Origin of the sequence: Flavobacterium sp. HJJ (genome assembly GCF_015351475.1) — a bacterium.
In the GTDB taxonomy this organism is placed as follows: Bacteria; Bacteroidota; Bacteroidia; order Flavobacteriales; family Flavobacteriaceae; genus Flavobacterium; species Flavobacterium marginilacus.
In genome coordinates this window covers 17,694-40,905 of the sequence record NZ_JADKPR010000035.1, presented here as the reverse complement: position 1 = coordinate 40,905, position 23,212 = coordinate 17,694, and the positions used below count along the sequence as shown (strand labels likewise).

19 protein-coding genes and 1 pseudogene are annotated in these 23,212 nt (G+C 34.9%); 9 read left to right on the top strand and 11 right to left on the bottom strand.

Annotated elements, in window-relative coordinates; translation table 11 throughout:
* Window positions 1–154: 154 nt before the first annotated feature.
* Entirely contained in the window at window positions 155–646 is a 492-nt protein-coding gene (locus IRZ80_RS19510) for a RusA family crossover junction endodeoxyribonuclease (protein WP_194643813.1), read from the top strand.
* A gap of 414 nt (window positions 647–1,060) precedes the next feature.
* Here the strand turns inward: IRZ80_RS19510 and guaB are convergent, their stop codons facing one another.
* The 5 genes from guaB to IRZ80_RS19485 all read right to left on the bottom strand — a co-directional run bounded on the left by guaB (window position 1,061) and on the right by IRZ80_RS19485 (window position 6,822).
* The gene (gene guaB / locus IRZ80_RS19505; protein ID WP_194643811.1) at window positions 1,061–2,533 is read right to left on the bottom strand and encodes an IMP dehydrogenase; all 1,473 of its coding nucleotides are present in this window, start codon (window positions 2,531–2,533) and stop codon (window positions 1,061–1,063) included.
* A 202-nt stretch (window positions 2,534–2,735) separates the two neighbouring features.
* The gene (locus tag IRZ80_RS19500; protein WP_194643809.1) at window positions 2,736–4,139 is read right to left on the bottom strand and encodes a DUF5723 family protein; all 1,404 of its coding nucleotides are present in this window, start codon (window positions 4,137–4,139) and stop codon (window positions 2,736–2,738) included.
* Window positions 4,136–4,687, bottom strand: coding sequence for a hypothetical protein (locus IRZ80_RS19495; RefSeq protein ID WP_194643807.1), 552 nt, complete (start codon window positions 4,685–4,687; stop codon window positions 4,136–4,138). The genes IRZ80_RS19500 and IRZ80_RS19495 overlap by 4 nt, the downstream gene beginning before the upstream one ends.
* 110 nt (window positions 4,688–4,797) lie before the next feature.
* The gene (locus IRZ80_RS19490; protein WP_194643805.1) at window positions 4,798–5,661 is read right to left on the bottom strand and encodes a hydroxymethylglutaryl-CoA lyase; all 864 of its coding nucleotides are present in this window, start codon (window positions 5,659–5,661) and stop codon (window positions 4,798–4,800) included.
* 141 nt (window positions 5,662–5,802) lie between these two features.
* Window positions 5,803–6,822 (bottom strand): quinone-dependent dihydroorotate dehydrogenase, encoded by a 1,020-nt coding sequence (locus IRZ80_RS19485; protein ID WP_194643803.1) that lies wholly within the window; start codon window positions 6,820–6,822, stop codon window positions 5,803–5,805.
* Window positions 6,823–7,053: 231 nt separating this feature from the next.
* Here IRZ80_RS19485 and IRZ80_RS19480 point away from each other — a divergent pair, with 231 nt between their 5' ends.
* From IRZ80_RS19480 to IRZ80_RS19460, 5 genes and pseudogenes are all read left to right on the top strand, one after another.
* Window positions 7,054–8,538: a glycosyl hydrolase gene (locus IRZ80_RS19480; RefSeq protein ID WP_194643801.1), complete on the top strand. Its 1,485-nt coding sequence runs from the start codon at window positions 7,054–7,056 to the stop codon at window positions 8,536–8,538.
* 125 nt (window positions 8,539–8,663) lie between these two features.
* The gene (locus tag IRZ80_RS19475; RefSeq protein ID WP_194643799.1) at window positions 8,664–9,557 is read left to right on the top strand and encodes a dienelactone hydrolase family protein; all 894 of its coding nucleotides are present in this window, start codon (window positions 8,664–8,666) and stop codon (window positions 9,555–9,557) included.
* Between the two features lie 393 nt (window positions 9,558–9,950).
* Complete coding sequence (locus IRZ80_RS19470) at window positions 9,951–12,605, top strand: beta-1,3-glucanase family protein (RefSeq protein ID WP_194643797.1); 2,655 nt, start codon at window positions 9,951–9,953, stop codon at window positions 12,603–12,605.
* A gap of 260 nt (window positions 12,606–12,865) precedes the next feature.
* Window positions 12,866–13,450: pseudogene (locus IRZ80_RS19465) on the top strand (zeta toxin family protein).
* Complete coding sequence (locus IRZ80_RS19460; protein ID WP_194643794.1) at window positions 13,437–13,583, top strand: hypothetical protein; 147 nt, start codon at window positions 13,437–13,439, stop codon at window positions 13,581–13,583. The pseudogene IRZ80_RS19465 and the gene IRZ80_RS19460 overlap by 14 nt, the downstream one beginning before the upstream one ends.
* 48 nt (window positions 13,584–13,631) lie before the next feature.
* On the opposite strand, the gene carB is transcribed toward IRZ80_RS19460, so the two are convergent.
* Together carB and rpmH are read right to left on the bottom strand one after the other, a co-directional pair.
* Window positions 13,632–16,487, bottom strand: a complete 2,856-nt coding sequence (gene carB, locus IRZ80_RS19455; protein ID WP_194643792.1) for a carbamoyl-phosphate synthase large subunit — start codon at window positions 16,485–16,487, stop codon at window positions 13,632–13,634.
* Between the two features lie 151 nt (window positions 16,488–16,638).
* On the bottom strand, window positions 16,639–16,800 hold the full coding sequence (gene rpmH, locus IRZ80_RS19450) for a 50S ribosomal protein L34 (protein WP_008464848.1): 162 nt from the start codon (window positions 16,798–16,800) through the stop codon (window positions 16,639–16,641).
* A 165-nt stretch (window positions 16,801–16,965) separates the two neighbouring features.
* Between rpmH and IRZ80_RS19445 the strand changes: the two genes are divergently transcribed.
* Complete coding sequence (locus IRZ80_RS19445; RefSeq protein ID WP_194643790.1) at window positions 16,966–17,481, top strand: DUF2892 domain-containing protein; 516 nt, start codon at window positions 16,966–16,968, stop codon at window positions 17,479–17,481.
* A 161-nt stretch (window positions 17,482–17,642) separates the two neighbouring features.
* On the top strand, window positions 17,643–18,338 hold the full coding sequence (locus IRZ80_RS19440; protein ID WP_194643788.1) for a TlpA family protein disulfide reductase: 696 nt from the start codon (window positions 17,643–17,645) through the stop codon (window positions 18,336–18,338).
* 29 nt (window positions 18,339–18,367) lie between these two features.
* Here IRZ80_RS19440 and IRZ80_RS19435 read toward each other — a convergent pair whose 3' ends face one another.
* Window positions 18,368–19,027, bottom strand: coding sequence for an alpha/beta hydrolase (locus IRZ80_RS19435; RefSeq protein ID WP_194643786.1), 660 nt, complete (start codon window positions 19,025–19,027; stop codon window positions 18,368–18,370).
* 272 nt (window positions 19,028–19,299) lie between these two features.
* Between IRZ80_RS19435 and IRZ80_RS19430 the strand changes: the two genes are divergently transcribed.
* On the top strand, window positions 19,300–19,602 hold the full coding sequence (locus IRZ80_RS19430) for a GNAT family N-acetyltransferase (RefSeq protein WP_228520963.1): 303 nt from the start codon (window positions 19,300–19,302) through the stop codon (window positions 19,600–19,602).
* 51 nt (window positions 19,603–19,653) lie between these two features.
* Here the strand turns inward: IRZ80_RS19430 and IRZ80_RS19425 are convergent, their stop codons facing one another.
* The 3 genes from IRZ80_RS19425 to IRZ80_RS19415 all read right to left on the bottom strand — a co-directional run bounded on the left by IRZ80_RS19425 (window position 19,654) and on the right by IRZ80_RS19415 (window position 23,097).
* Window positions 19,654–21,288, bottom strand: coding sequence for an ABC-F family ATP-binding cassette domain-containing protein (locus tag IRZ80_RS19425; protein WP_194643784.1), 1,635 nt, complete (start codon window positions 21,286–21,288; stop codon window positions 19,654–19,656).
* A 215-nt stretch (window positions 21,289–21,503) separates the two neighbouring features.
* Window positions 21,504–22,676, bottom strand: a complete 1,173-nt coding sequence (locus IRZ80_RS19420) for a GlmU family protein (RefSeq protein WP_194643782.1) — start codon at window positions 22,674–22,676, stop codon at window positions 21,504–21,506.
* Window positions 22,677–22,845: 169 nt separating this feature from the next.
* Window positions 22,846–23,097, bottom strand: coding sequence for a type B 50S ribosomal protein L31 (locus tag IRZ80_RS19415; protein WP_194643780.1), 252 nt, complete (start codon window positions 23,095–23,097; stop codon window positions 22,846–22,848).
* Between the last annotated feature and the right edge of the window lie 115 nt (window positions 23,098–23,212).

The following is a 23,212-nucleotide window of genomic DNA, read 5'->3' as shown; positions in this document are numbered from 1 at the left end:
CTACAAGAGATTTGGGCATTTGGCTGAATTTAAAGATGGTTTTGTACTTGGAAAATTTGTGCATAATGGAAAAATCTCGCCTCTTTAATCCCAAACCTTGTGTAGCGCCAAGACGTTATAAGCAAGTTTAACACGAATCTGCAAAATATTAAATATGGAAAATACAGATAAAATCTTTCGTAAGAATCCAAAAATAGATCATTTATTTGGATATTTTGGCGATATGCAAGTTCCAACAAAGCAAGAAACTTATCAACCAACTGATGTAATAGAAATTGATGAAAATGGTTTGCAAACAATACTGAGAAATTTTTATGTTAAGCGACCAGATTCGCAATCTGTAAAGGTTTTTAAAGATTATTTACATTCAATTGCAAAGAAAGAATTCAATGATGAAAATATAATAAAAATGCCGAACGACGTCCAAGTTCATTTATCCATTTCAGTATTAAAAGATAGATATCATCAAGTTGATGTTGATAATTTAGCTAAAACAGTACTTGACAGTTTGAAAACAATCGCTTTTGATGATGATTGTCAAGTTTCATCTTTGATAGTTGACAAACATATTATGGAAGTAAATAGTATTCTTATAGCAATTACCAAAATTACTGATGAAAGAAAAGGAATGCAATTTAGTTGGTAATAAAACCCCGACCGCTCGAACATATAGACAACGATGGCACAGAAATGTTTTCTGTGCCCGCAAAGAGAATCAAAAATACCACTTCCCACTGGTGCTTGTTTGCAATGAGTACCTACATAAATTAAAGCACAAAAACTAGCGTTTGCAACGCGGCTAAAATTGTATATTTAAAAAATTAGTCACGTTGCAAACGCTTTAATTAGTAAATATAATTAAGTAGGTACTCATTGCAAACGAGCACCAAAGCAAGAGTAAGTATCCAAAACCCTTATAATTGCAAATTCAAGCGATCGTTGAGTTGATATATACTCGTCATCAGCTAATTACCTTAAAAAAATCACATCCAAACAAAAAAGGTGCAAGAACTAATCTTACACCTTTTAACTTTTAGACTTTCGCCTTTAAAACTTATTATTATCTCGAATAATTCGGAGCTTCTTTTGTTATTGTCACATCATGCGGGTGGCTTTCGTTGATTCCGCTGGCTGTAATACGAACAAAACGTCCTGTATTCTGTAATGTTGCAATATCTTTGGAACCGCAGTAACCCATACCGGCACGAAGTCCGCCAACGAATTGCTGCATGCTTTCATTCAGTTCACCTTTATATGGTACACGCCCAACGATTCCTTCCGGAACCAGTTTCTTAACATCATCTTCTACATCTTGGAAATAACGGTCTTTCGACCCTTCCTGCATCGCTTCAACAGAACCCATTCCCCTGTAAGATTTGAATTTTCTTCCTTCAAAAATGATAGTCTCTCCTGGAGATTCCATTGTTCCTGCTAATAATGAACCTAACATTACACTGTCCGCTCCTGCAGCAATTGCTTTAGGAATATCTCCCGTGTAACGGATTCCACCATCAGCAATTACTGGTACACCAGTTCCTTTTATCGCAGCTGCAACTTCAAGAACTGCAGAGAATTGAGGAAATCCAACTCCTGCAACAACTCTTGTTGTACAGATAGAACCAGGTCCAATTCCAACTTTTACACCATCTGCTCCATTTTCTACCAAATATTTTGCAGCTTCAGGAGTAGCAATGTTACCAACAATCACATCAAGTTTTGGGAATTTTGCTTTTACAGCTTTCAATACATCAACAACACCTTGAGTGTGTCCGTGAGCCGTATCAATAATTACAGCATCAACACCTGCATTAACAAGAGCAGTTGCTCTATCAACAGCATCGGCGGTAACTCCTAGAGCGGCAGCTACTCTCAATCGGCCAAATTTATCTTTATTGGCATTTGGTTTTTGAGTCAATTTGGTAATATCCCTAAAAGTGATTAAACCAACCAGCTCATTTTTATCATTTATAACAGGTAATTTTTCAATTTTGTGACCTTGAAGCACAACCTCAGCTTCTTCCAATGAAGTTCCTTCGGCAACAGTTACTAAATTTTCACTGGTCATTACCTCAATAATAGGTCTTGAACCATTTTTTTCAAAACGTAAATCTCTATTGGTAACAATTCCTTTTAAAATTTTATTTTCATCCACAATTGGAATACCGCCGATACCATATTCTCTCATCGCCGCTTTAGCATCAGAAACAGTGGAAGTCAGTAATAAAGTAACGGGATCGATAATCATTCCAGACTCAGCACGTTTAACTTTACGTACTTTGGCTGCCTGCTGTTCGATTGTCATGTTTTTATGTAAAACACCAATTCCTCCTTCTTGTGCCATAGCGATTGCCATTGCACTTTCAGTTACAGTATCCATAGCCGCAGATACAATAGGAACATTAAGCGTAATATTTCTGGAAAATTTTGATTGGATACTCACTTCGCGAGGAAGAACATTTGAGTAATTAGGAACTAATAATACATCATCGTAAGTTAAACCTTCACCGATAATCTTTGAGTTATGTGCTATCATGTTGCAATTTCTAGTTGAATTGCGTGCAAATATAAGCAATTTTGAGCTAAAAACTACCTAACTCCCTTTTTTTATTTTATTTGGACCAAATACGTAATTCTTCTTTTATTTTCAAAAGACAGACTTATTTCAAAACTTAACTTTAAAACATCATTGCATAGAAGTACTAAACACTGAAAACCGAAGGAAAAAGTCTTATCAGCTATTTACTGCTGCCTCCCGAAATTATATTAAATCCTATTTGAAATGTTAAAGCATTGGCCTTAGAAATATCTTTATATTCCAAAAGATTATCTGCCAGAGCATAAAAATTAACAACACCTATTTTGGCTGTCAGTCCTAATCCTGCATTTTTAGCAGAATATGAATCGACTGTATATGTTGCTTTCATCTGCAGGCCTTTGAGAATTCTTCTTCTGTAATATGCCGTCAAAGCTGCCATAGGTTCTTTCGGAGTAGACATCAGAAAAAGCTGTGCTCCGACTGCACTTCGATACCAGGCATCTTCATCAACTGTACAACTGCATCCTTCCTGCCTGTCTTCTTCAAATGAATATTGAAAGGAAGAATAAAATTTCAAAGGACGCGTTGTTTTGTATTTGCTATATATAGTATCTAAAGGAATCGCTTCTTTAAAATCCTGATAAGCATCCCCAACAGTACCAGCCGAATTGAAATCAGTGATTACTCCTTTATAATTGTACTGCCCTTTTAAGGTATAAGTTTCTACATCTTTCGAATGGCTGATGTAGCCAATATCTACTAAACTGGCTGTAAGCTGTATATTTCGTTTTGGATAATACGTCACTCCTAAATCCAGTCCCAATCCTAAATTACCTCCAAAAAAAGCACGTTTGCTGATATCATCCCGTATATCACTGCCTGCATCACCCTCATAATTTTCATCCAAATATTTAGACAAACCTGAAGTATTAAGCTCTAAATTAGAGTATATAGACTGATTATAAATCAATTTATCGTCTTGGACAGTAACAAAATAACCTGAGTTATGCGTTGATTTTGCGTTATAAATACTGGAATAAATTTTCCCTCGGACTCCAAGGATAAGTTTCTCATTAATCTGCTTATTAAAACCAGCATGAAAAACAGATAACAGCTCGGCTTTCACACTCAAATCACCCAAATCAAAGGACTTGCCTATATAATCTTTATTTCCGTACAATGCCAATATCGCTGGATCTGTGGGTACATAAATAAAAGAATCCAATTCTTGATACATTCCGAAAGAGACGTAAGATTTACTCTCCTCTCCTCCTACTCTGAATCCGGCAGTAAATACTTCCAGCTGCTGATTAGCCGTTACATAATCGTGACTATTGGTTGCTGCAACTGCATTCTTTACTTTGGTTGTAAAATCCACTCCGTTATCAGCAAATAAACTATAAGCATCAAATCCCGTAGACCCCACATTAGCCGAAATACCAGACAATAACGGCACTCCAAAAAACCATTTATATTTTACATCTGCTCCAGGATTCGTCAATAAACTTTGAGGCTGAGGCGTGAAGTTATATAAAATCTCTTTGTTTTGAGAAAAACCATAAAAAGAGAAAAAGCAGCATAAAAGGATAATTGTTTTTCTCATCTTATATCAAAATAAGCGGTTAGACTTGAACTTAACTCAACTCTCCCCGATGTAGAGGCTGTTATTGGCGGTCCCGAAAACATCCTGACAGAGAAAACCATCTTGGTTGTATTTTTTAATATATCTACATTAGCTGCAGAAAATGTTTCTGTTTTTTCTACAAGAATTTCAGTTCCGTTATATGCAGGAACATCCATCCTTATACCATAAATTGGTATTCCATTTTTATTGAGAAAAGTAACAGTAAAAGCATAACTCCTATTAATTGTATTTTTAATTCTAAAATACAATTCAGTTTTAACCAAATTTTCGTTGATGAAAGACTTGTTTAAAAAATCGACATCCGAAGTATATGAAAAAATAGGAGTTTCAGATCCGTTCGAAATAAATTCAGGAGCATTTATATTGAAGTAGGCAAGATTACCAATAAGGACTGGCTGTGCATTAAAATCATTGATCTGATCAAAATCCAAATCACTGCTGCATGAAAAAAAACAGCATCCCAAAAAGGTCATCAAAATAATTCTTTTGAAAAAAGTAAAATTCATATTACAGATTTTAATAGCTGTTTCTTATAATAGTAAAACACTACTAAATTAAGCCAAAAAAAATTAAAACCCGTAATAATCAAACACTTAATATCATAAATATTTTTTTATCAATGAAATTTACCGAATAATTTTGAAGCTTCATTGTAGGCACTTTCAAAACTCATGGGACTGCAGTTGGTTTCTTCCTTTTGAACTGTAAAATAAGAAAGTAATTTCTCGGTCGGCATATTTCCGGTCAGGTTATCCGAAGCCATTGGACAGCCGCCAAATCCCTGAATAGCTCCATCATAACGACGGCATCCACCTTTATAAGCCGCATCTAATTTTTCCAGCCATTTATCCGGTGTTGTGTGTAAATGTGCTCCAAATTCAATTTGAGGATACTGCGGAATTAAATTAGAAAATAAATATTCAATCACATCTGGAGTTGAGCTTCCAACTGTATCAGAAAGTGATAAAATTTTCACTCCCATTCCCGCTAATTTTTCGGTCCACTGCGCCACTATTTCAACATTCCAAGGATCTCCATACGGATTTCCAAAACCCATAGAAAGATAAGCAATAGCTTCTTTATTGGTTTTATCTGCTATATTTAAGATCTCATCCAGCGCTGTCAAAGATTCAGCTATGGTTTTATGGGTATTACGCATCTGAAAATTTTCCGAAATCGAAAAAGGGAATCCCAAATACTGAATTTCGGAATATTGTGATGCTAAAGAAGCTCCTTGAACATTGGCAATAATAGCCAATAATTTACTTTTAGTTTTAGACAAATCCAGCAGTTCTAAAACTTCGGCAGTATCCTGCATCTGCGGTATGGCTTTCGCCGAAACAAAGCTGCCAAAATCAATGCTGTCAAATCCAACTCTAAGCAAAGATTGTATGTATGAGACCTTTCTTTCGGTAGGAATAAAATCCCTTATGCCTTGCATAGCATCCCGCGGACATTCGATAATTTTTATTGCCTCCATAACTTTCTTCCGAAAAAGTATTTAAATTTTGGTTAACAGGAACCCACTTTTTCATCTCATCGGAACAAAAACCTTTTTTATGTGGGTTTCAAATATATAAAAAGGTTTTTGAGTTACAAAGAAAGAAAATCGATGCTGGAACTATTTTTTTAACAGAATAGCTTTATTTATTTCCTTTATCAATGCTGGACCCTCATAAATAAAACCAGTATATAATTGAAGAAGGCTGGCACCTGCTTCTAATTTTTCTAAAGCATCTTCGGCAGAATGTATTCCCCCCACTCCGACAATCGGGAATGCTCTATTACTTTTTTCAGACAAGAAACGAATCACTTCGGTAGATCTTGACGTCAAAGGTTTACCGGAAAGTCCTCCGGTTTCAGTTTGGCTGCAAGAATTTAATCCTTTGCGTGAAATGGTCGTATTCGTAGCAATTACACCAGCAATTTTTGTTTCTTTTACAATATCGATAATATCCAGTAATTGCTCATCTGTAAGATCTGGAGCAATTTTAAGCAGTATTGGCTTTTGTTTTGGCTTAGCCAGATTTTTATTCTGTAAAGTCTGCAATAATTGAGTAAGAGGTTCTTTCTCCTGAAGTTCTCTAAGATTAGGAGTATTCGGCGAGCTTACATTGACCACAAAATAATCTACGTGATCAAACAATGCATCAAAGCAGATTTCATAATCAGAAGTCGCTTCTTCATTTGGAGTCACTTTATTTTTCCCAATATTTCCGCCTATCAAGACGCCTTTATTTTTCTTTAAACGCTCCACTGCCTCAATAACGCCACCGTTATTAAAACCCATTCTGTTAATAATTGCCGCATCTTCTTTTAAACGAAATAAACGTTTTTTCTCATTTCCCGGCTGTGCTTTTGGAGTCAAAGTTCCTATTTCGATAGATCCAAAACCAAAATTAGAAAGCTCATTATACAAACTGGCATCTTTATCAAAACCAGCTGCTAAACCTACTGGATTTTTAAACTTTAACCCAAAAACTTCGGTCTCTAACCTTTGATCATTTACTTGATATAAAAATCGGAATAAAGATGGAATTCCGGGAATTTTTGAAACTATTCTAATTAATGAAAAAGTAAAATAATGCACTTTTTCCGGGTCAAAACAAAAAAGGATAGGACGTATAAAAATCTTGTACATAACTCAAATATTGGTTGGCACAAAAGTAAAGAAATGTTTTTAGTTTTTAGGCATGGAAAGAGGCATAAAGCCATCCTTTTGTTAAATTATTAAGTAAAAAACAAATTCATTACTTTAAAATAAAATAAAGCAAATTTGATGTGTTTTTGATGGGATTTTTCAAATACAAAATAATTTATCGTTACAGTACATTTGGCATTATCTATTTAAAACCAAATACGAGATTCTTTTATGCTTAAAATAATACTTTATATCATTTTGCTGATTAGCTCTTTATTTTATAACAACTGCCACGCACAAGTAAGCCCAAAAAGAGGCGTTGCTTACGGCAAACACAGTGATGGAGATTTAAATATTTTGAAACCCGGCATCTCCTGGTGGTATAATTGGTCTGCTGTACCTGAAGCTACAATTAATGCAGGTTATGAAAGCCTCGGGGTAGAATTTGTACCGATGGCTTGGGGTAAAATAGATAATCCAGATGCATTTATTGCTACTATAAAACCCGGAGCCAAATATTTATTAGCCTTCAATGAACCAAATTTTAATGACGGTGCAAAATTAACACCGCAGGAAGCCGTAAATGCCTGGCCAAATATTGAAAAAATAGCAGCTGCAAAAGGTTTAGAAATTGTAAGTGCTTCTCCTGCTTATAATGGCCCTTCCAACTATGGAGGATATTCGAGTCCTATTGCCTGGCACGATGAGTTTTTCCGCCTTTGCCCAGCCTGTAAAGTAGATTATATTGCTTTCCACACTTATGATGACACATCCGGATCTGTAATTGGTGTTACCGAAGGATTAAAAAAATACAATATTCCGATTTGGGTAACCGAATTTGCCAACAGAGTAGTACAATCAGCAGCAGACAAAACTAATTTCATGAAGCAGATTGTTACCGCTTTTGAAAACGATCCCGATATCTATCGCTATTCCTGGTTTACCGGCAGAGTTCCTGCAAACTGGACAGATATGCTGGAAGGACAATTACTCGGAGCGTCCAGCGGAACCATCAGACCAATAGGAACTGAATATATTAATATTCCCTATACCACAAAAAAAATGAATGTTCCCGGCCGGATTACTGCTAACAGACATTACCGCCGCAAAGGAACCGGACTGCAGAATACTACTGATGGAGGCACAGCTCAAAATGTATGTTTTACAGACAATGGAGACTGGGGCGAATACCTGGTTAATGTCGCCAAAAATGGTTCTTACCAAATGACTTTTCGTGTAGCTTCACTAAACAAAGGCGTGTTTGCCATCAGTCTGAATGGTGTGATTATAAAAAGCAATGAAACTTTTGATCCCACTGGAGGCATGCAGACTTACACAGACAAAATTGTTTCCGGTATAAACCTGCCTCAAGGAGAAAATTATATCAGAATTCATTATAAATCAAATTTCAATTTCAATTATATTGATGCCACTGACGAAAGCACTCTCGGAATTACTGATAAAACTTCAGAAAATAACACCTTATTTTTTTATCCAAATCCTTTTACATCCGAAACAAAAATTCAAATAAAATCAACAGTTACTGAACCCATACAGCTTAAAATAATCGACGCAAAAGGCGCTGTCTGTTTTTCAAGCAGTGATTTCTACACCAACCAAAACATTACTATTGACAATCATTTAACCGCTGGAATTTACACTGCAGTTGTCACCTATGGAACTGCAAAAAAAACATTTAAGGTGATTAAGAATTAATATTCTTTATTCATTTTTGAAAATAAAGTCTGTTATATAATAAAATCTGCTGACACAAAACATTCATACCAAATTCAGAAGCAATAGCTTTTTTTTCTAAATTAGTTGGTTTAAACAAAAAAGCTATGCAAAAACTGACCAAAGAAGATATCAGTCAGGAAATTTTTGACTTGTACGACGACTACGCTCACAACAAAATAGAGAGAAGACAGTTTATTGAAAAACTGTCACTCTTTGCGATAGGAAGCTTAACTGTTCCCTCTCTCCTTAGTTTTATGACTCCGAATTATGTGGATACTATAACAATCAAACCTGATGATCCTAGAATAAAATCAGATTATATAACCTATCCGTCTCCAAAAGGCGGGGGAGCAATAAAAGGACTTTTATCACAGCCTGCAGCAACCAAAAAGAAATTACCCGGAATCATTGTAGTACACGAAAACCGCGGACTCAATCCTTATATCGAAGATGTTGGAAGAAGAACGGCGGTCGAGGGTTTTATCTCCTTAGCACCAGACGCACTGTCTCCTTTGGGCGGTTACCCCGGAAATGACGACGCAGGAAGAGAACTCCAAAAAAAACGTACCCGTGAAGAAATGCTTGAAGATTTTATTGCTGCCTACGAATACCTGAAATCTCACAAAGACTGCAATGGATATGTAGGCGTTGTCGGGTTTTGTTTTGGAGGCTGGATTGCCAATATGATGGCGGTTAAAATCCCTGACTTATCAACGGCAGTACCTTATTATGGAGGTCAGCCCACTGCTGAAGAAGCTGAAAAAATTACAACTCCAATTTTATTGCATTATGCAGGATTGGACACACGTGTCAATGAGGGATGGCCTGCTTATGAAGTCATTCTCAAAAAGAACAAAGTCGAAAATACCGCTTATTTCTATGCTGGAGTCAATCACGGTTTTCATAATAATACTACTCCAAGATATGATGAAACCGCTGCCTCTTTATCGTGGACAAGAACTATTGACTTTTTTAAGGAAAAGCTGAAAAAGAAGTAAAATAGTAGCTCCAGATTTTTTATAAAAATTTAACTTAATACATGACAAAAAGCGTAATGAATTACCCCGAGGCAGAGCTTCGGGTATCAATAGGAAGAAAATTAATTTTTTATTTTATTAAAACCTTAGGTTTTCAAACTTTCCTCTAACCCCCCGATGCAGAGCATCGAGAAATTAATCGATTCAAATACGGATTAAGTTACTTGTCAAAATTTCTTTTAACAGGACTCAACTCATTGAAAAACAATCTATTCTGCTTTTTTTTATGTACTTAACGTTTGATTACTTAAAAAAAACACTACAAATAACATAATTAACAATAAAAAACCTATATTTAACTTTAGATTAATTGCCCCCAAAATGTAATTTAAACTAACCTATTAAAAAATGTTTATGAAAAAAAGTACCGAACGGAATCTATATCCCGTCATATCTATGTTATTAGTTTTTTTCTCTGGCTTACTTTATGCACAAGGCCCTATCCCATTTACTATCCAAAACACGTCTACATTTAATGACAATGAGTTATATGTAGCGATTGTTGGAATTGATTACACTACAGGTAATCATGTTTGGGTAAATGCAAAAACCAGTCAAGTACTCCCAATGAATCCTTCCTATAACACAGTGGTAGGGCCAACTATTGGAGGAAATACAGGCCCTGGATTGAACTCAAAATACGCCAATTGTTTTGTGAAGTTGAGTGAAATTCCAAACAAGACTTTTACTTTACCACAAATTGCTGGATGTCGTGTTTTTATTTCAAAAGGATCTCAATTGTATTTTTATTTTTTTGGAGCATCAGGAGCAATTAAAGGATATACCTCACCAAATCCATTGAACCCGACCGATCCTAATCAAGGAATATTGTATGAGATAATTGAATTAACGAATAACCAATATGGTTTCTTTGGAAATCCATCAAGAGTCGATTCGTATAAATATCCAATGGGATTAGAATTATTTGGTGCTGATGGTTATCAAAAACGTGTTGGTGAACTATTAAAACACGAGGACATAATCACTTCATTTAAAAACAACGTTCCCACCGAATTTCAAGGCTGTTTAAATAACAGTACAGGAGAGATTACTGCACCATCCAAAACACCTGCTTTTGCTGACGGAACCGGAGGAACTACAGTTGGTCCACAAGCTAATTATTTAAAATCGTATATAGACGCCATTTGGAACAAATACAAAAATGAGGATTTGATATTCTATGCTGGTGATGCAGGAGTGTTCAAAGGACGAATCATTGGTGAACAGCTCGAAGTGATTGGACAATCAGGAGGTTTTGTAGGCAGAACTGGTAGAGTACAATACAGACCTTCTACACAAGAAGCTTTGGAAGGAAAAGGTGTTTTGGACAGAAGAATAAATGATGGTGATTTAGACCTTGTTGTACAAGCTCAATTGACAGCAGCCATAAATCGACATATGGTAAATGTCACAACTCCAAACCCTGGTCAACAAAATTGGTATGATGCTTCTAAATTCTATCAAAGCAATCCAACAAATCATTATGCTAAATTTTGGCATTTACCCGGTATTAGTGTAGACAATTTATCTTATGGTTTTGCATATGACGATGTAGCTGATCAATCCCCATCACTACATTCTCCAAAACCAACAAAAGTTATAGCAAGTTTTGGAGGGTATGCCAATTCGACTCCAACTATTCCCTCAACAACTGATGTTATAACGGTGTATAAGGATTGTAATTACGCTGGTTTTTCTGGCGGATTATCACTAGGTGAATACAATTTGGCCGCATTAAAAAAGCTAGGAATTGATGAAAATGTAATATCCTCAATACGAGTAACTGAAGGCTTTCAAGCAATTCTTTTTCAAGAAGATAATTTTGCAGGTAGTTCGACATTGATAAACGCAAACAACGCGTGTCTGAATACAACATGGAATGACAAAGTAAAATCGATACGAATTATTTCCAACGGAACAGATACTCTAGGAAATACAACTTATTATTTACAAAACAGATTTAGCGGTTTGTATATGGAAGTAACAGCTGCTAGTACTGCAAATAATGCAAATATTGCCCAAGCTACTCTCAACAATGGAGACCATCAAAAATTCGTCTTTACTCATTTAGGAAATGGAATATACAAAATCGTTGCTAAACATAGTGGTTTATCAATGGATGTAAAGGCCTTTGACAAAGCTAATGGAGCAAATGTTGAACAATATGCCTATGGCGGAACAACCAATCAAAAATTTATCCTAGTTCCTACTGGAGATGGTTATTACAAAATTGTTGCAGGTCACAGCGGTAAACTGGTAGAAGTCGCTGCTTTTAGTACTATGAATGGTGGTAATATCCAACAATGGGAAAGTATAAATCAAACAAGCGGTCAATGGAAATTGATTCCATACGTTGCTACACCTTCAGTATTGGTACAAGCAGAATCGTTCACTAATATGTTTGGTATACAAACAGAACCTACTACAGATACCGATGGAGGTCTCAATGTAGGCTATACAGATACTGGAGATTGGATGGCTTACAATAATATAAATTTCCCAACAACAGGATCTTATTTAATTGAGTACCGAGTAGCAAGTGCCGTAAACGGAGCAAAAATATCTTCAGATTTAAATGCTGGTTCTATCGTATTAGGAAGTGTATCCATTCCAAACACAGGAGGTTGGCAAAAATGGCAAACTGTTTCGCAAACAGTAACTGTAAACGCAGGAACTTACAACTTTGGAATTTACATCCAAAATTCAGGAGTAAACCTCAACTGGTTTAAAATTACTAAGCTGGTGACTACTAAAACAACTCAAGAAAAAGAAAATCAAAAAGAAATAGCAATTTCAGTTTACCCAAATCCGACAAAAGATATACTTTACTTTAAGACAGATTTGACTGACACTAATTTAACTGTGATTTCGTCTTCAGGAAATGTTATGGTGAATCAAAAACTTGTAAACAACAGTATTGATGTTTCTAACTTTACTGCTGGGTTGTATTTTATCACTATCCAAAAGAATGACGGAACCAAACAAATAATAAAATTCCTAAAAGAATAAAATAGAATTCATGACCATCCATCCCTTACACTCATTACAAATAAGGATCAGATTAAATAGCATTGATCCTAAGCAAAAAATGATTTATTTATTAGGCAATTAATTGTTTTACAAATCATGTTTGTAATGGATGGTCATAATTGTATTAAAAAGCAAAACCATAATAGTTAAGTAGAATTCTCCTGCAGATTTCATTCTCTAAATTAAATGATTGAAAAAAGCAATAATTTTCAAACTTAAAATTATTTACCTTTGTAAAAATGAGTAAAAACCTTTACATCATTGACGGTTGTAATGGAGCAGGTAAAACAACTGCTTGATTTACTATTTTATCAGAAATTTTAAATTGTAAAGAATTTGTAAATGCCGATGAAATAGCAAAAGGTTTATCTCCTTTTCAACCCGAAAAAGTTTCGTTTGAATCAGGTCGAATAATGTTAAACAGAATAAAAGACTTACTTTCTGAAAACAAAAATTTTGCATTTGAAACAACATTTATAACAAAAAGTTATAAAAACAAAATTACGGAAGCGAAAGAAAAAGGATATCGAGTAACATTATTATTCTTTTGGCTTCAAAATATTGATTTAGCAAAGGAACGTGTCAAATCAAAAGTTTCAGAAGGCGGTCATAACATAGAAACCGAAGTCATCAAACGCAGATATGTAAACGGAATTAAAAACCTTTTTGAAATTTATCTTGAAATTGCAGATGAAGTCCTTATTTTTGATAATTCATTTGGCGCTCCAGAATTAATTGCTGAAAAATCGTTAGAAACCGAAATAAAAATCTTAAGCGAAAATAAATTTTTTAATTTAAAAAAATATTGGAATGAAAGAATATAAAAGGTCTCAAAATCAACAAAAAATTGTCGATGGAATGAATCTGGTTTACGAAAAGTTAATAGAATTCAAGAGAAAAGCAAATAGCGAATTAGTTATTGTTAAAGACGATAAAATAGTCAGAATAAAACCTTAACAAAAAAAGCCTCGTTTTCGAGGCTTTTTTATTGTCAGGATTTGAGTCTTATTTACTCAAGTACATTTTTCTTCTAGAGTACAATTCATAGAATTGGTCGTCTTTCAGGTCTTCGATAAACAAGATACTTTCTCCTGTTGATTTCATCTCAGGTCCTAATGCTTTGTTTACATTTTGGAACTTACTGAAAGAGAAAACCGGCTGTTTGATCGCATATCCATTCAATTTAGGATTGAAATCAAAATCGGTTACTTTTTTCTCACCTAACATTACTTTGGTAGCATAGTTCACATAAGGCTCTCCGTATGCTTTTGCAATAAACGGAACCGTACGGGATGCTCTAGGATTTGCTTCGATGATATAAACTGTATCGTCTTTTATCGCAAACTGAATATTGATTAAACCAACCGTTTTTAAAGCTTTAGCTATTTTAAAGGTGTGGTCTTTTATTTGCTGCATTACGAATTCACCTAAGTTAAAAGGAGGCAATGTAGCATTACTATCTCCTGAATGCACACCACAAGGTTCGATATGCTCCATAATTCCGATGATATACACATTACCGTCAGCATCACAAATTGCATCTGCTTCGGCTTCGATTGCTCCAGCCAAATAATGGTCTAAAAGCAATTTGTTACCTGGAATCTGCTTCAGTAAGTTGATAACGTGCTCTTCTAATTCTTTTTTGTTGATTACGATTTTCATTCCCTGACCTCCTAGTACATAAGAAGGACGAATCAATAATGGAAAATCTAAAGTATCTGCTAAAGCAGAAGCTTCGTCAGCCGTTTCAGCAATTCCGAATTTCGGGAAAGGAATATGCAATTCTGTTAATAAATCTGAGAAACGGCCTCTGTCTTCGGCTAAATCCAAAGCATCAAAACTTGTTCCTATAATTTTTACTCCGTATTTCGACAATTTTTCAGCCAGTTTCAAAGCTGTCTGCCCTCCTAACTGAACGATAACACCTTCTGGTTTTTCGTGTTGTATGATATCATAAATATGTTCCCAGAAAACTGGTTCGAAGTATAATTTATCAGCTGTATCAAAATCTGTCGAAACCGTTTCAGGATTACAGTTAATCATGATGGTTTCATAGCCGCATTCTTTTGCAGCAAGAACTCCGTGTACGCAAGAGTAATCAAACTCGATTCCCTGTCCGATTCTGTTTGGTCCAGAACCAAGAACTATTATTTTCTTTTTATCGGTAACAATACTTTCATTGTCTACATAACGTTCTCCGTTAGCTTTTTCAATTTCAGCCTCAAAAGTAGAGTAATAATAAGGTGTTTTTGCCTGAAACTCTGCCGCACAGGTATCAACCAATTTAAATACACGGTTAATATCCATTGACATACGCAAAGCATGAACTTCGCTTTCCAGACAATTCATCATGTGAGCGATCTGTCTGTCAGCAAAACCTTTTTGTTTTGCTTCAAGCAAAAGTTCTTTAGGCAAATTAGAAACCTTATAGTTTGAAATCTCTTTTTCCAAAGTATAAAGCTCTTCATATTGTTTCAAGAACCACATATCAATTTTTGTGATTTCGTGAATGCGGCTCAATGGAATTCCCATTGCGATGGCATCATAAATTACAAAAACACGATCCCAGCTTGCAAAAGTTAGTTTCTCGATAATCTGCTCGTAGTTTGTGTATCCTTTTCCATCAGCACCAAGACCATTTCTTTTGATTTCCAATGATTGTGTAGCTTTGTGCAAAGCTTCTTGGAACGAACGTCCAATTCCCATCACCTCACCTACAGATTTCATCTGAAGTCCCAAGGTTCTGTCAGCTCCTTCAAATTTATCAAAGTTCCAGCGTGGTATTTTTACGATTACATAATCCAAAGTCGGCTCGAATAAAGCGGATGTTGATTTTGTAATCTGGTTTTGTAATTCATCAAGATTATATCCTAAAGCCAGTTTAGAAGCAATTTTTGCAATTGGATAACCTGTTGCTTTTGAAGCCAAAGCTGATGAACGGGACACACGTGGATTGATTTCAATGGCAACAATATCTTCTTTTTCGTCTGGCGAAACTGCGAACTGTACGTTACAGCCTCCTGCAAAGTTTCCGATACTTCTCATCATTAAGATGGCGTAGTCACGTAATTTTTGGAAAGTTGTATCAGACAATGTCATCGCTGGTGCTACAGTGATTGAATCTCCAGTATGGATTCCCATCGGGTCCATATTTTCGATCGAACAAATGATTACAACGTTGTCATTTTTATCTCTCAACAGCTCTAGTTCATATTCTTTCCACCCTATTAAAGCTTTATCAATCAAAACTTCGTGAATAGGTGACATTTCTAATCCGTAAGTCAGTTTTTCGTCAAACTCTTCTTTAGTATGTACAAATGCCGCTCCAGTTCCTCCAAGAGTAAAAGATGGACGAATTACTAATGGGAATCCGAATTCCTGCGCTATTTCTTTTCCTTCCAAGAAAGAAGTAGCAGTTTTTGCAGGTGCAGTTGGAACATTTATTTTTTGAAGCAATTGTTTGAACTGCTCTCTATCTTCGGTAATATTGATAGCATTAACATCAACACCTATCATTCTCACTCCAAAATCCTGCCAAATACCTTTTTCATCAGCCTCCAAGCATAAATTCAAAGCAGTCTGCCCACCCATTGTTGGCAAAACTGCATCAATCTGCGGATGCTCCTTTAGAATTTCAATAATTGACTTTGTTGTTAAGGGTTTCAAATAAACATGATCCGCCATTGAAGGATCTGTCATAATTGTAGCTGGATTGGAGTTAATTAAAATTACTTCAATTCCTTCTTCACGGATCGAACGGGCAGATTGGGATCCAGCATAATCGAATTCGCATGCTTGACCAATTACAATCGGACCTGAACCTATTATTAAAACGGACTTAATGGATGTGTCTTTTGGCATTTTTCTTATTATTGGAGTTATATTTTTATCACTTACAGCTTGAAATTTGTTAGGAAAAATCAAATATCAAACTTTTATACAGCAGTACCGCTTGGGTATAAAAAAAGGCGATACTAAAAAAAGTAACGCCTTATAGATGTTTATTCAAACATTATTTTTTGTGTCTAGGTTCGCTAGAAACAGTCAATTTATGTCTTCCTTTAGCTCTTCTGCGCGCTAGAACTTTTCTTCCATTAGCTGAAGCCATTCTATCCATAAATCCGTGTTTATTTCTTCTTTTTCTTTTCGATGGTTGAAACGTTCTTTTGCTCATTGCTTTGTATATTTAAATCTTAATTATAGTATCAGTTTATTTTTCAGTTTCGCTTATTTCAAAACCGAGTGCAAATATACAAAGACTTTTTTTTCTGGCAAGTAGTTTTTAAAAAATATTTTTAAATCCTTTTACTATATTTGCAGACACAAATATACATCAATTATGTTTAATAAAATTATAAAACTTATACTAGCCGGACTTCTTGTAGCCGCTGGTGTTTACGAAATTATCGATGACTCTGTAGGAAACGGAATCTTCCTTATATTATTGACTGCAATTCCAATTTTTCTTTACTTTAAAAACGAATTTATACTGCTTGCGTTCTTAAAACTAAGAAAACAAGACTTTGAAGGAGCAAAAAAATGGTTAGCCTGCATCAAAAATCCAGAAACTGCCTTAGTCAGAAAACAGCAGGGATATTTCAACTATTTACATGGAATTATGCTTTCTCAGACTAACATCAATCAAGCTGAAAAACATTTCAAAAAAGCAATCGAACTTGGTTTATCTATGGATATGGATTTAGCAGTTGCTAAATTAAACCTTGCCGGCGTTGCAATGTCCCGCAGAAGAAAACTTGAAGCTACCGCTCTATTAAATGAAGCAAAAAAGCTGGACAAACAAAATATGCTTAAAGAGCAGATTGCAATGATGAAAGAGCAGATGAAAAAAATATAACTCTGCAATTTTATTTACAAAAAAGCGTTCTAAAATCTATTAGAACGCTTTTTTTTATACCTTTAAGCTATATAAACGGATTTATTTACCGTTAGTCGACTAAGTTATCAAAATGTTATGAACATTTTTATTTTTACCAAAGCCCTATATACTAATATTTTATGTACAAGATTTTACTTACTTTGCTGTTTTTTTTCAGCCTGCATTTCTCATACAGTCAAGATACAATTGTGTATTTCACTGACGCTATAAAAGAGAACATCAATCCTTATAAAAAGGCTTCAAACAAAGCATACGAAAGCAACGATATAGCGGAAGGCAAAAAACTTTTTGATTCATTAGTAAAAACAAAACTAATCGGAACAAAATTTGATGATTTTAATCTTAAAGTTTACAAAGAAAAAAACGTAAAAATCAATAGAATCAGTAAACCTATATTCATAATTACATACGCGTCATGGTGTGTAATCCCAAAAGGTGAAATTCCAGCCCTAAACATCCTAGCAAAAGAACACCGCAGAGACCTGCAGTTCATTGTCGTTTTTTGGGACAAAAAAAATGACATAAAAAATATTGCCAATAAATTTAATGACTATATAAAAGTATGTTATGCAAATGAATATTACGCCAGAGATTCACATATAATCTCTACAGTTAAACATACTTTAGGTTTTCCCACCTCAATATTTATTGATGAGAATAAAAACGTAGTCAACATTAAACATTTTGAAAATAAAATTAAATTAAAAACACCTATAAAAGAAGCGATTATTACCAGCTATAATTACTTCAGCAAAGACATTAACGAAAACCTTGTTAAGTCAGCACCTAAAAACAAAAGCTTTACGACAAATTAATAATCTGTATTTAAAACCTATATTAAATCTCACCGCCCTAAAATAATCCGGGGCAGATTTGCATTAAGCCATCTGTATTTAGCAATAATCATAGCATGCGTCCCGCCTTTTACCACTGTACAGCCTTTAATATTTTTAATCGGAAAAACAGTATCGGCATCTCCATGAATATGAACCACATCAGGATTAAATTCTGTTCTCTCCCATAAAATCACCTGCTCGATTGCCCAGTCCAGATACCGCTTATCCCTTACTGACAGAAACTTTTCATATAATTTGAGCCTTTCATTCATTTTTTTTCCAAAAGAAAACTTAGCAAGACTTTCTATATTTTGAACAAAACTAATAGGAATCAGTTTATAAGCCTTTGTACTTTTGGCCAAAACCATTCTTTTAGGAAATTCAAGATTGCTTTTTACACTCGAAATAATTACAACTTTCCGCACCGGAATAAAACGAGCCATTTCCTGAACCAAAATACCTCCAAAAGAAACTCCTATCAAAACTGGATTTTCATGTTTTATCTTCTCTGTCATTCTCTTGGCATAATCCTGCAAAGTTTCCCGCTCTAATGGAATTTCCCATTCCAGAAAAAACATCTCAAATTCTAACTCAGGAAGCTTTATCCTTTCAAAAATAGCAGTACTGGCTGCTAAACCCGGCATAAAATAAACTGGAACTTTACTCATACTTAAAAAAATAATTCAATAACTTTTAAATTTCTCCTGTTTTTCCCACAAAGCAAAGCACATCCAACAGCACACTAGCAAGTTGTCACCAAAAACCTTTTTTTACTGTATATCAAATCATTACCTTTGCACCAATTTTGTTCGCAACTGTATAAATCAGCACAGCATCGCAGCAAACATCATTTAGAAGACACTATTTAACTCAAAAGATGTACCAAATACAAAAAAATATCTCAAAAAATACGAACTGCTTTTGCATCAATTAAAAAAACATGGAAGCTCTTACAAAAATAGAAATTAAAGACAATACTTTTGCCCGACAATTTGAAACAAAAACAAAAACCGGCATAATAGCCGTAGAATATTCTTTTCAGGAGAAAAAAATATTTTTAACCAAAATTAATACTCCGGAAAACCATAATGATGAAGAATTTATTTCTCATTTTCTAAAAAACATAATGGAATCTGCCATTGAGAAAAAGCTAAAAGTTGTTCCAATTCATCCAAAAATTGTCGCTTTCTTTAAAAAAAATCCAATTTACAAAGAGCTGCTTCCTCCTGGAATACGCATATAAAAAAAGAGGCTGTTTACAAAAAACAGCCTCTTTCATTTTTTAACCTAAAATTTATTTTTCAATTTCTTTCATGCTGTCCATTTTCTTGTGCGCCAAGAAACCAGTAATATCTTCGAAATGTTCTACAACACGTTTGTTTCCAAATTCAAAAACTTTGGTAGCCAGTCCATCAAGGAAATCACGATCATGAGAAACTAAAATCAAAGTTCCGTCAAAATCACGCAAGGCATCCTTAATAATATCTTTAGTTTTCATATCCAGGTGATTCGAAGGCTCATCGAGAATCAGCAGATTCACTGGCTCAAGCAATAATTTAATCATTGCTAAACGTGTTTTCTCTCCTCCGGAAAGCACCTTAACTTTCTTGGTAATATCATCTCCATGAAACATAAAAGCTCCAAGAATATTTTTTATCTGTGTTCTAACATCACCAACAGCAATATCATCTATAGTCTCAAAAATAGTAGCATTTTCATCCAATAAAGCCGCTTGATTTTGTGCAAAATAGCCTATTTGAGAGTTATGGCCAATTTCTACCGAACCGCTGTCAGGAGCAAATTCCTTCATGATAGCTTTGATCATAGTTGATTTTCCTTCTCCATTTTTACCAACAAATGCAACCTTTTGACCTCTTTCAATGACAATATTAGCATCTTTGAAAACCACATGATCGCCATACGATTTCGACATTTCTTTTACAATAACAGGATACTGCCCAGAACGTGCTGCGGGCGGGAATTTCAACCGTAAAGCTGAAGTATCAACCTCATCAACCTGAACAATAACTAATTTTTCCAGCATTTTTACACGTGATTGAACGGCATCTGTTTTAGAAAATGTACCCTTAAATCTGTCAATAAAAGCTCTGTTATCAGCAATCATTTTCTGCTGCTCATCATACGCTTTCTGCTGGTGAATACGACGGTCTTTTCTTAACTCTAAATAATGAGTATATTTTGCTTTATAATCATAAATACGTCCCATTGTCACTTCAATAGTACGATTGGTAATATTATCGACAAAAGCCCTGTCGTGTGAAATTACCACAACCGCTTTCGCAGAATTAATCAGGAAATCCTCCAGCCATTGAATACTCTCGATATCCATGTGGTTTGTAGGCTCATCCAGTAAAATTAAATCTGGTTTTTTCAAAAGAATTTTAGCCAATTCGATTCTCATTCTCCAGCCTCCTGAAAACTCAGAAGTCTGACGTGTAAAATCTTCTCTTTCAAAACCAAGCCCTATTAAAATTTTCTCTACTTCAGCTTCATAATTTACTTCTTCAATTGCATAAAATTTCTCGCTTAAGTCCGAAACTCTTTCGATTAATTTCATGTACGCATCACTTTCATAATCAGTACGAACAGTCAATTGTTCATTGATTTCATCGATTTCAGCTTTCATTTTAAAGATTTCGCCAAACGCTTTTGACGCTTCCTCCATCACTGTAGCACCATCTTTAGTCAATAAATGCTGAGGCAGATAAGCAACAACAGCTTCTTTCGGAACAGAAACGCTTCCCGTAGATGGTTTTCCTTCCCCAGCAATAATTTTCAAAAGTGTTGATTTACCAGCACCATTCTTACCCATAAGAGCAATCTTGTCATTTTCATTTATTGCAAAAGAAACATCACTAAAAAGTGTCGTTCCTCCAAATTGAACCGAAATATCGTTAATTGTAATCATTATTTTCTGTGAATTCGTTTAATCGGTTAATCGTTTATTTGATTACCCATTTTTTTGAAGGTGCAAAGATAGATTTAATTAGAGAATTTGGCAATTAGATAATTAGATAATTCTCCCTAAGAACAAAAAGCTTTTTAAACAAAAAAACTCCGCAAAGCTTAACTTTGCAGAGCAATATTTCAATTATCTAATTAACTGACTATCTCATTGACACATTATTCTTTTCTCCATTTTTTTGACTCTTCAAAAATATGCTCCAAGATAGCCGCTTCCTTTTCATCAAAATCCACATTTCTTCGGCTCATTACCAATCTTGCGGTTTCAAAAGCTTTTTTGGTAACATAAGTAGTAAATCCCGCTGCACCGCCCCAAGAAAAACTTGGAACAAAATTTCTAGGAAAACCGCTTCCAAAAATATTTGCACTTACTCCGACTACCGTTCCTGTGTTGAACATGGTATTGATACCGCACTTACTGTGATCCCCCATCATCAATCCGCAGAACTGAAGACCTGTTTTAGCAAAACTTTCGGTTTCATAGCTCCACAACTTCACTTCTTCATAATTGTTTTTCAAATTAGAATTATTGCTGTCTGCCCCGATATTACACCATTCTCCCAGCACAGAATCCCCAAGAAAACCATCATGCCCTTTATTAGAATAAGCAAAAAGAACAGCATTTTTTACCTCGCCTCCAATTCGGGAATAAGGGCCGACTGTAGTAGCTCCGTATACTTTGGCTCCCATTTTTACCTGAGCGTTTTCACATAAAGCGAATGGCCCGCGAATGATAGTACCTTCCATAATTTCTGTATTCTTACCTATATATATAGGACCAGTCGAAGCATTCAAGGTTACAAATTCCAATTTAGCTCCCTCTTCTATGAAAATATTTTCAGGTGCAATAGCGTTTACGCTTGAAGGAATGGGCTGAGATTTCCTGTCTTCTGTCAAAAACTCAAAATCTTCACGGATAGCCAAATCATTTTTAGAAAAAATCTCCCAAGTATTCTCAATAGTTATGCAGTCTTCATTATATTCCAGAATCTCATAAGTATCAAAATCTACTTCCTGCTGGTCGTCTGCATAAAAAGCAATAACATCATCCCCTTTGAAAATGGCCTGATTAGGCCCAAGATTACTAACCATTTCTGCTAAAATAGTATTGGGCAGAAAAGAAGCATTAATCATTACATTTTCCTCCATTTCAACCATTGGAAACTTCTCTGACAAATATTCCTCTGTAACCGTTGTAGTTGTAGTTCTTAAATATGCTTCCCATTTTTGACGGATTGTCATAATACCAACCAAAATATCGGCGACAGGGCGTGTAAAAGTAAAGGGCAACAAAGCATTTCGAGCAGGGCCGTCAAAAAGTATATAGTTCATAAATTAGATTGTAAATTGTTAAAATGTGATTTGGTTATCAGTACAAAGTTACAATTATTTTTAATTTTTACTTAGTCCTGCTATCCCGCGGTAAAAGAAAGGAGAGTGATTTTTATAAAAAAAGCCCCGCAAATTGCGAGGCTTCTGATTTATTTGAAAACAGCTGAAATTATTTAGCGTGTTTAGCGTATTTAGTTTTGAATTTATCAATACGTCCTGCAGTATCGATAAGTTTAGATTTACCTGTGTAAAAAGGGTGAGAAGTTCTAGAAATCTCCATTTTTACAACTGGATATTCAACACCTTCATGAATAATAGTTTCTCTTGTCTCAGCAGTAGATTTAGTAATAAAAACATCGTCGTTTGACATGTCTTTAAAAGCAACTAATCTGTAATTTTCTGGGTGTACACCTTTTTTCATCTTGAATCTTTTTTTTATTTGTTTGGCTATAATTTGTCTTGAAGCTTTTCTTCTAACAGAAAAGGTATAAACACATCATAACTTTTTGTTTTATAAATATTATTTTGAGTTTGCA